Source organism: Paenibacillus sp. OK060 (genome assembly GCF_900101205.1).
Lineage (GTDB): Bacteria > Bacillota > Bacilli > Paenibacillales > Paenibacillaceae > Paenibacillus > Paenibacillus marchantiae.
The window spans coordinates 394397-402168 of the sequence record NZ_FNFR01000006.1 but is presented as its reverse complement, the minus strand read 5'-3'; the positions used below and the strand labels follow the sequence as shown (position 1 = coordinate 402168).

Below are 7772 nucleotides of genomic sequence, written 5' to 3'. Positions count from 1 at the left end.
GCGTTTGGTGGCGATGGCGGAGGGGTTCCACACGTACCCATCCCGAACACGACCGTTAAGCCCTCTAGCGCCGATGGTACTTGGACCGCAGGGTCCTGGGAGAGTAGGACGCCGCCAAGCGAATTCCCTTTGGGGTATTTTTTTTGCCCCCCTCGTAAGGAAAAGGGAAATATATTGGGGCCCTTAGCTCAGTTGGTTAGAGCGCACCTCTGATAAGGGTGAGGCCGGTGGTTCGAGTCCACCAGGGCCCACCATTTAAGTTTTAAACCACAGTGTATGGGGCCATAGCTCAGCTGGGAGAGCGCCTGCCTTGCAAGCAGGAGGTCAGCGGTTCGATCCCGCTTGGCTCCACCATTCCCTGATAGCTCAGTTGGTAGAGCACTCGACTGTTAATCGAGTTGTCACAGGTTCGAGCCCTGTTCGGGGAGCCATTCAGGAGAGGTGTCCGAGTTGGTCGAAGGAGCACGATTGGAAATCGTGTAGGCGCCAAAAGCGTCTCGAGGGTTCGAATCCCTCTCTCTCCGCCAGATAGAATTTTGTTACTGTGGCCCGTTGGTCAAGGGGTTAAGACACCTCCCTTTCACGGAGGTAACAGGGGTTCGAATCCCCTACGGGTCATATATATGGAGGCTTAGCTCAGCTGGGAGAGCATCTGCCTTACAAGCAGAGGGTCGGGGGTTCGATCCCCTCAGCCTCCACCATATAGATTTCTGAATAACGACGCGGGGTGGAGCAGCCCGGTAGCTCGTCGGGCTCATAACCCGAAGGCCGCAGGTTCAAATCCTGCCCCCGCAATTATACTTTCTTTCAAGAAAGTGATCTGGAACCGTGGTGTAGTTGGCCTAACATGCCTGCCTGTCACGCAGGAGATCGCGGGTTCGAATCCCGTCGGTTCCGCCATTTTTACTCAAGCAACATTTTACACCGTGCCGGTGTAGCTCAACTGGTAGAGCAACTGACTTGTAATCAGTAGGTTGGGGGTTCAAGTCCTCTCGCCGGCACCATTTATTGCATTTACCTCTGAATTTATAATAGAATGTATATTGTAGTTTCAGATGGGAATACTGAGATACTCTCAGCGAATGTAAGGGATAGCTTATGGCGATCGTGGCGAAGTGGTTAACGCACCGGTTTGTGGATCCGGCATTCGGGGGTTCAATTCCCCTCGATCGCCCCATGTTTTCTTAATGGGGATTAGCCAAGCGGTAAGGCAACGGACTTTGACTCCGTCATGCATAGGTTCAAATCCTATATCCCCAGCCATTTTAGTTTTAATTTGAGTCATTAGCTCAGTTGGTAGAGCACCTGACTTTTAATCAGGGTGTCGAAGGTTCGAGCCCTTCATGACTCACCATTATATTTTGCGGTCGTGGCGGAATTGGCAGACGCGCACGGTTCAGGTCCGTGTGGGCTAACCCCCGTGGAGGTTCGAGTCCTCTCGACCGCACCATATATTTTGCGGAAGTGGCTCAGCGGTAGAGCATCGCCTTGCCAAGGCGAGGGTCGCGGGTTCGATTCCCGTCTTCCGCTCCAATATTTGCGCCCTTAGCTCAGCTGGATAGAGCGTTTGACTACGAATCAAAAGGCCGGGAGTTCGAATCTCTCAGGGCGCGCCATTATTTTCATAAGTATCGGGATGTAGCTCAGCTTGGTAGAGCACCTGGTTTGGGACCAGGGGGTCGCATGTTCAAATCGTGTCATCCCGATTTTTATATGCGGGTGTAGTTCAATGGTAGAACTTTAGCCTTCCAAGCTAATAGCGTGGGTTCGATTCCCATCACCCGCTTCATGGTAACATCAAAGAGAGCTCTTGCTTATTGCAAGGGCTCTTTTTGATATAGTAATCTTAAATAAGAAAATAGTGGGAGGACTTATGAAAAATAAAATAGAAACGCCAAAGATTCCCCTGGAACTCGAGGACTTATCGTTAACTTTAGAAGCATGGGAGAGTAAAGAAGAAATCAAACATGGACGATTTACCAATATCTCTATTGAGAATCAGAGCGCCAGCAGGGTTTCATTCGATAAAGTGGTCTTTGAGAACGTGATCTTCAGCCAGTCCTCTCTCCCCGAAGTTGAGCTTACTGATGTGATTTTTGATAAATGTGATTTGTCCAATATGGACTTTAACGGTTCTTTCCTACACCGGATAGAATTTAGAAACTGTAAATTGCTTGGTACTAAGTTTTCGAATAGCAGGCTCCAAAATGTAACCTTTCAGGGCTGTGTAGCTGACCTTTCTTTATTTCGATTTTCCAAGTTTAAACAGGTGAAGTACACGGAATGTTCTCTGGTTAGTGGCGATTTCTTTCAAGCTACAGCTCAAAAACTGGAGTTTTCTGAATGCAATATAGATCAAGCTCTTTTGTCTGGGGTTAAGCTTAAGGGAGTGGACCTTAGTGACTGTAGCTTTGAAAGGTTACACGTGGATATTGAGGACCTGGACGGATGTATCATCTCAGATGCTCAGGCCGCCTCTTTTGTTGGATTATTAGGCTTAATTGTGAAGTAGGTTTGATTATGCGAGTGATCTTTGTTTAAATGAAGAGATCAATGAATGTAGAATATCATGCTTTCACTGAAAAAAGGAGGCGTATTATGAAAAGGGCTCTCGTTATTGGAGGAAATGGAACATTAGGCAAAGCTGTTGTTGCGAAGCTTCAGGAGTATTCCGTTGAGGTCATTACAGCCGGCAGGCAATCCGGGGACTACCAGGTGGATATGACCTCGACAGAGAGTATTACATCCCTCTTTGAAACGGTGACTAATATTGATTATGTCATTGTTGCAGCAGGCCAGACCCATTATGCAAAGTTGGAGGAGCTGACCCCTGAGAACAACATGATTAGTGTGCAGGGGAAATTACTTGGTCAAGTTAACATCGTCTTGATTGGACAGCACTACATCAACGATAAGGGAAGTTTTACGCTGGTCAGTGGCATTATACAGGACCATCCTATTCTGAAGGGCGCGTCCAGTGCTATGGTCAACGGTGCAATTGATTCGTTTGCCAAAGCAGCAGCGTATGAGTTGCCCCGAAGTATACGTCTGAATTCGGTTAGTCCTAACCTGTTTGTTGAATCCGCAGAGAAATATAAGGGTGTGTTTATTGGATTTAATCCGGTTCCTGTGGAGCGGGTCGCCAATACGTTTATCCAGAGTGCACTTGGTATCGAAACAGCCCAGAACTTTAAAATATATTAACTGTAAGGAATATTAAATAAAGGAGATCAACAGAATGTTCCTGTTGATCTCCTTTTGTTTTGGATGAAAATGGATGTAGGCTTGAATGGGCAGATAAACCAAACATATCATTGTATGTTTAAGCGATAGGGTATGGGAAGGGGAAAGACCATGATTCGTTTCGTTTCATTAAGAACATAGACATGCCCATTTTCCCCGTTGCCTTTAAACCGCTAGATACCATACTTAGACTTATACGGTATGGGCAGCTACAACCAATTAGTATCTTTCCAAGATGAGCTGAGTTTTCAGGCCATCGGCAGGAATGAGCCAGTTTTTGTTTGCTAGGACTTGCATCAGTTGAGTACGCAGTCCAGAAACTTCTGTAGAATCTGCTGTTTTGAACGAGATCTCAACGATATTCTCTACACCTGTGCCTGCTGCGTTGCGAATTGGCCATACTTCAAGGGTGAGTTCCTGTCCATTCCATGTGCCTTCATAACGTTGGAATGTTACCGGGCCGTAGGCACGGGATGCCGTGAGTTGTTGTTTACCCCAGTTGGAGGAGGGCCAGTTTTTTAATTTGCCAGGCAGCTTGTCCAATAACATGCTCAAGGCTTCCTGCTGTGATGGAAGTTGTACGCCTGTAGCGTTGGTATCCACCTTTTTCGTGTTGGAGAAGCTTAATGTTTGTTTGCCATATCCCCAGTCAATTTCAGCCTCGTAGTTATCATCTGACGCATTAAATCCCTCTTGGTTAGCCAGAGTCAACGCCGCATTAACATCACCATTGATGACAGGATAGCGCTTTTTATAAGTCAGTTCATAATTGTTCTTGTCATCCTTCTTCCGAAAACGGACATCCCATCCTGCTTGATTTAGATTGAGTGCGTTAGTGTCGAAATACTCTGCACTAATGTTTCTTGCTGTGGAGTTCAAGCCAAGTGTCTGAATGACTTCACTGCGTGGTGTCCCATCTGTGTTCAATACCAGCTCCGGCTTAGCCAGGAACTTCACTTCATAAGCAGGAACGGCGTTTGCTGCTGCTGAGGCCTGTGGTGCTTCCAGAAACGTCAGTCCACTTCCCAATGTCACGATGCTCAGCATGAATGAGGCGGTTACCTTTTTCCATTTTTTCAAAACCAATCACTCCCTAGGCTGGATTAACGTACAGACCCACTTTATCGTCCGAGTATATGAAAGCGATTAAATGGAAGGGCTCGTTGCGTTAACCCTGCATAGATTTGATGAATGCCAAGCGATAGTTTATATGGGATAGCGGGATCATGAATTAAAAAGAGGGATGCTGTGGCTCTTGTCCCGCAGTACTTCCTTAAAGCGGTTGACCTGGACGGAAGGATGACGATCTTTGTTGTGGACGGTGTAAATATGCCGCGGAGCCTGCTCCCCCGGAATGGGGAGGACCTTGATCAGTCCATGCTGCTCTTCCCACTGTACGGCCATTCGTGACATGAACGAGATATGACCGCCGAGTAGAACCAACTGCTTGATCGCTTCCAGAGAGTCCATCTCAACGGTGCTCCGCAGACGAATATCATGTTGCTCCAGCCATTGGTTGGTTAAACGGCGAGTGCTGGATTCATCCCCATGCAGTGCAAAAGGAACCTGTGCCATATGCTCAGGTTTCAGCACATCCCTCTGAGCCAAGGCATGCTGTGGTGAGCAGATTAATACCAGATCGTCTTCACACAACGTCTCTGCTTGCAGCACCGGCCCTACAAACGGTTCGGAAGAGATTACACCCAGATCAATCTGGTGACGGATCAACATTTCGCGGATAACGGGTGAAGGTTTGACTGATAACATAATTCGAATACCGGGGAATTCCTGAGAAAATGTATTCAAAATAGGTGGCAGCAGATACGTGGCTGGTACATAGCTCGCTCCAATGTGCAGGGTGCCCCGATAGAGGCTGTCATATTCCTGTACTACCCGGCGTGCCTCCTGGGTCAGGGCATTGATTTTGACGGAATAGTGTAAAAGGGCTTGTCCAGCCTCGGTGAGAAATGTCTTTCCACTACGCGATTCGAATAATCGCACCCCCATCTCTTCCTCCAGAGACTTCATATGAAAGGTAACAGTAGGCTGCTTGATGCCGAGAAGCTCGGCCACGCTGGTCATATGATGATGCTTATCAATGAGTTCAACAATTTGAAGTTTAATCAGGTTCAACGAACTCAACACTCCTCTCAGGTAACTTTGAATCACCTTATATAGATTTAATCTATGAAGATCAACAGAATTCATCTAAAAAGTTAATTCCAATTTTACATTTCTAACATACAACTCGCGAAAGCGGACGTTAGACTGAGAACAGTACAAGAAGACAGGCAGGGATGCTTATGAAAATGGAAATTAGGGGAATTCAAAAATCATTCAATCGCACTCCCGCGCTGCTGCCCACGGATTTAACACTTCAGCATGGACAGTTTACGACGCTGCTCGGCCCATCCGGCTGTGGCAAAACGACGTTGCTGCGCATGCTGGCGGGGCTGGAGCAACCGGATGCGGGAGAAATCGTCGCGGATGGCAAGAGTTTTTACTCGGCGACGAAGCGAATAGATGTACCGACACATAAGCGTAATCTGGGCATGGTGTTTCAGGATTTTGCATTATGGCCGCATATGACCGTATACGAAAATGTGGCGTTCGGCTTGAAAGCCGGAAAGCAGAAATTGGATTTGCGCCAGAAGGTGACCGAAGCACTAAGCATGGTTCGCCTGCAAGGCATGGAGGATCGTTATCCTCATCAGCTGTCGGGAGGACAGCAGCAACGGGTTGCTTTTGCCAGAGCGGTAGCAGTAAGACCGGGGATTATCCTGTTCGATGAGCCACTAAGTGCACTGGATGCCGTGCTGCGGGAAGAGATGCGAATTGAGATGATGTCATTGGTACGGGATATGGGATTGACAGCGCTGTACGTCACCCATGATCAGGTTGAGGCGATGTCGATGTCCGATGAGATTGTGGTGATGGAGAAGGGGCGGATATTGCAAAAGGGAACCCCGGAAACGATCTACGCATCGCCAAGCGATCCTTTTGTTGCTTCGTTTATCGGAAAGTCTAACTGGCTTACGCCTAATCAGTCCATGGTGAGACCGGAACATGTCTCCTGGAGCAAAACAGGTCATGACGATCTGTGTTATCAGGCGATAGTGCTCAGTGTCAGTTATGTAGGAGAGCGTTATGAAATTCGGGTGCAGATGGAGGGACTGGGTGTATGGACAGCCTATCTGGATCGAAGAGTACGCGTAGGAGAGAAGGTTCAGCTATATGTAGCCCCGGAGCGGATTTGCCGAATGAACGGACAAGACACTCCGAATGTGAAGCCTAGAGAGTTCATCGCAGCAGCCAACTGATCATGATGAGCATACAGCGTGAGTTTGCAGAAACTTGAATAATAATATAATCAGAAACCAAGGGAGATGGAATGAAAATGTTGGGTATGAAAACACGGAAAAGAAGTGCAATGCTATTATTATCAGCGGTAATGAGTATCAGTTTGTTCGGATGTAGCACAGGTAATTCAACTACCGGGAATGCGGGTCAAGCTGCTGGGGAAGGCAGTACGGCTACTGCATCGGCGGAAACAACAAAACCAGCTGGCGGTAAGCTGGTATTGTACAGTGCAGGACCTCAGAAGCTGGCGGATAACATCATCAGCGGATTTACAGCCAAGACGGGCATTGAAGTGGAGATGTTCCAGGGTACGACAGGTAAAATTCTGGCTCGCATGGAAGCTGAAAAATCTAATCCGGTAGCGGACGTGGTTATCCTGGCCTCCCTGCCTTCGGCACAAGCACTGAAAGCAGATGGTCTGACACTCCCATATCCTGATGCGGAGAATGCAGACAAGCTGAACAAGGACTGGTCGGATGCCGACGGCAACTATTTTAGCTCCAGTGCTTCGGCACTTGGAATTGTCTACAATACGAAGCTGGTGTCCACGCCACCAACCAGTTGGTCTGAGCTGGCAACACCTGCCTGGAAAGATGTTGTGAACATTCCTGATCCTACACTGTCCGGTTCTGCACTGGACTTCATTACGGGATACCTGAGTGTGAATGGAGATAAGGGCTGGGACTTGCTGGAAAGCTACAAAGCGAATGGTGTTGCGATGGCAGGAGCGAATCAGGAAGCACTTGACCCGGTTATTACTGGAGCGAAGAGCATCGTAGCAGCAGGTGTGGACTACATGGCGTATTCCTCCAAAGCCAAAGGTGAACCGCTGGACATCGTATATCCAGAGGAAGGGACTGTAATCAGTCCAAGACCGGCAGCGATTCTGAAATCGAGTCAGAATGTGGAGAATGCCAAGGCGTTTATCGACTACCTGTTGTCTGATGAGGCACAAAAGCTCGTTGCAGATGCTTACCTGATTCCGGGTCGTGAAGACATCGAGGCGACTAACCGGGCAAATCTGAAAGATATCCCGCAGCTTAAAGTGGATTGGAACTGGATGAGTGAACACGGAGATGAGACAGCGGCACGTTTCTCCGAGACTTTTAAATAAGCATAGTGTTATGACCTAACGATTGAGTAACTAGAGCAACTAGAGTGAAGAGACG

Annotated in this window: 6 protein-coding genes, 17 tRNA genes and 1 rRNA gene; 22 read left to right on the top strand and 2 right to left on the bottom strand. The window is 47.9% G+C overall.

The features are described 5' to 3' along the window. Nucleotides 1-3 precede the first annotated feature (3 nt). The 20 genes from rrf to BLS14_RS23330 all read left to right on the top strand — a co-directional run bounded on the left by rrf (nucleotide 4) and on the right by BLS14_RS23330 (nucleotide 3204). Nucleotides 4-120, top strand: a 5S ribosomal RNA gene (gene rrf, locus BLS14_RS23425). A gap of 57 nt (nucleotides 121-177) precedes the next feature. After that, nucleotides 178-254: transfer RNA gene (locus BLS14_RS23420), tRNA-Ile, on the top strand. Between the two features lie 24 nt (nucleotides 255-278). Continuing rightward, a tRNA-Ala gene (locus BLS14_RS23415) sits at nucleotides 279-354 on the top strand. A gap of 1 nt (nucleotide 355) precedes the next feature. Further along, nucleotides 356-431, top strand: a tRNA-Asn gene (locus BLS14_RS23410). 4 nt (nucleotides 432-435) lie between these two features. Then, nucleotides 436-527: transfer RNA gene (locus BLS14_RS23405), tRNA-Ser, on the top strand. A 19-nt stretch (nucleotides 528-546) separates the two neighbouring features. Beyond that, a tRNA-Glu gene (locus tag BLS14_RS23400) sits at nucleotides 547-618 on the top strand. Between the two features lie 7 nt (nucleotides 619-625). After that, nucleotides 626-701, top strand: a tRNA-Val gene (locus tag BLS14_RS23395). Between the two features lie 20 nt (nucleotides 702-721). Beyond that, nucleotides 722-795, top strand: a tRNA-Met gene (locus BLS14_RS23390). 27 nt (nucleotides 796-822) lie between these two features. Beyond that, a tRNA-Asp gene (locus BLS14_RS23385) sits at nucleotides 823-900 on the top strand. A 28-nt stretch (nucleotides 901-928) separates the two neighbouring features. Continuing rightward, nucleotides 929-1004: transfer RNA gene (locus BLS14_RS23380), tRNA-Thr, on the top strand. A 97-nt stretch (nucleotides 1005-1101) separates the two neighbouring features. Then, nucleotides 1102-1177 (top strand) — tRNA-His (locus tag BLS14_RS23375). An 11-nt stretch (nucleotides 1178-1188) separates the two neighbouring features. Continuing rightward, nucleotides 1189-1263, top strand: a tRNA-Gln gene (locus BLS14_RS23370). A 15-nt stretch (nucleotides 1264-1278) separates the two neighbouring features. Then, nucleotides 1279-1354 (top strand) — tRNA-Lys (locus tag BLS14_RS23365). Between the two features lie 9 nt (nucleotides 1355-1363). Beyond that, nucleotides 1364-1450 (top strand) — tRNA-Leu (locus BLS14_RS23360). Nucleotides 1451-1458: 8 nt separating this feature from the next. Then, nucleotides 1459-1533, top strand: a tRNA-Gly gene (locus tag BLS14_RS23355). Nucleotides 1534-1539: 6 nt separating this feature from the next. Then, nucleotides 1540-1616, top strand: a tRNA-Arg gene (locus BLS14_RS23350). Between the two features lie 16 nt (nucleotides 1617-1632). After that, a tRNA-Pro gene (locus BLS14_RS23345) sits at nucleotides 1633-1706 on the top strand. Between the two features lie 9 nt (nucleotides 1707-1715). Next, a tRNA-Gly gene (locus BLS14_RS23340) sits at nucleotides 1716-1786 on the top strand. A gap of 87 nt (nucleotides 1787-1873) precedes the next feature. Next, complete coding sequence (locus BLS14_RS23335) at nucleotides 1874-2512, top strand: pentapeptide repeat-containing protein (protein ID WP_090954211.1); 639 nt, start codon at nucleotides 1874-1876, stop codon at nucleotides 2510-2512. An 86-nt stretch (nucleotides 2513-2598) separates the two neighbouring features. Beyond that, nucleotides 2599-3204 carry a short chain dehydrogenase gene (locus BLS14_RS23330; protein WP_090954193.1) on the top strand — a complete coding sequence of 202 codons (606 nt, stop codon included), beginning with the start codon at nucleotides 2599-2601 and terminating at the stop codon, nucleotides 3202-3204. Between the two features lie 258 nt (nucleotides 3205-3462). On the opposite strand, the gene BLS14_RS23325 is transcribed toward BLS14_RS23330, so the two are convergent. Next, nucleotides 3463-4323, bottom strand: coding sequence for a CYTH domain-containing protein (locus BLS14_RS23325; protein WP_090954191.1), 861 nt, complete (start codon nucleotides 4321-4323; stop codon nucleotides 3463-3465). Between the two features lie 144 nt (nucleotides 4324-4467). Then, nucleotides 4468-5376, bottom strand: coding sequence for a LysR family transcriptional regulator (locus BLS14_RS23320; RefSeq protein WP_090954189.1), 909 nt, complete (start codon nucleotides 5374-5376; stop codon nucleotides 4468-4470). Between the two features lie 170 nt (nucleotides 5377-5546). Here BLS14_RS23320 and BLS14_RS23315 point away from each other — a divergent pair, with 170 nt between their 5' ends. Both BLS14_RS23315 and BLS14_RS23310 read left to right on the top strand, forming a co-directional pair. Next, nucleotides 5547-6563 carry an ABC transporter ATP-binding protein gene (locus BLS14_RS23315; RefSeq protein WP_072735025.1) on the top strand — a complete coding sequence of 339 codons (1017 nt, stop codon included), beginning with the start codon at nucleotides 5547-5549 and terminating at the stop codon, nucleotides 6561-6563. A gap of 77 nt (nucleotides 6564-6640) precedes the next feature. Then, nucleotides 6641-7717: an ABC transporter substrate-binding protein gene (locus BLS14_RS23310; protein WP_090954187.1), complete on the top strand. Its 1077-nt coding sequence runs from the start codon at nucleotides 6641-6643 to the stop codon at nucleotides 7715-7717. Nucleotides 7718-7772: the final 55 nt, after the last annotated feature.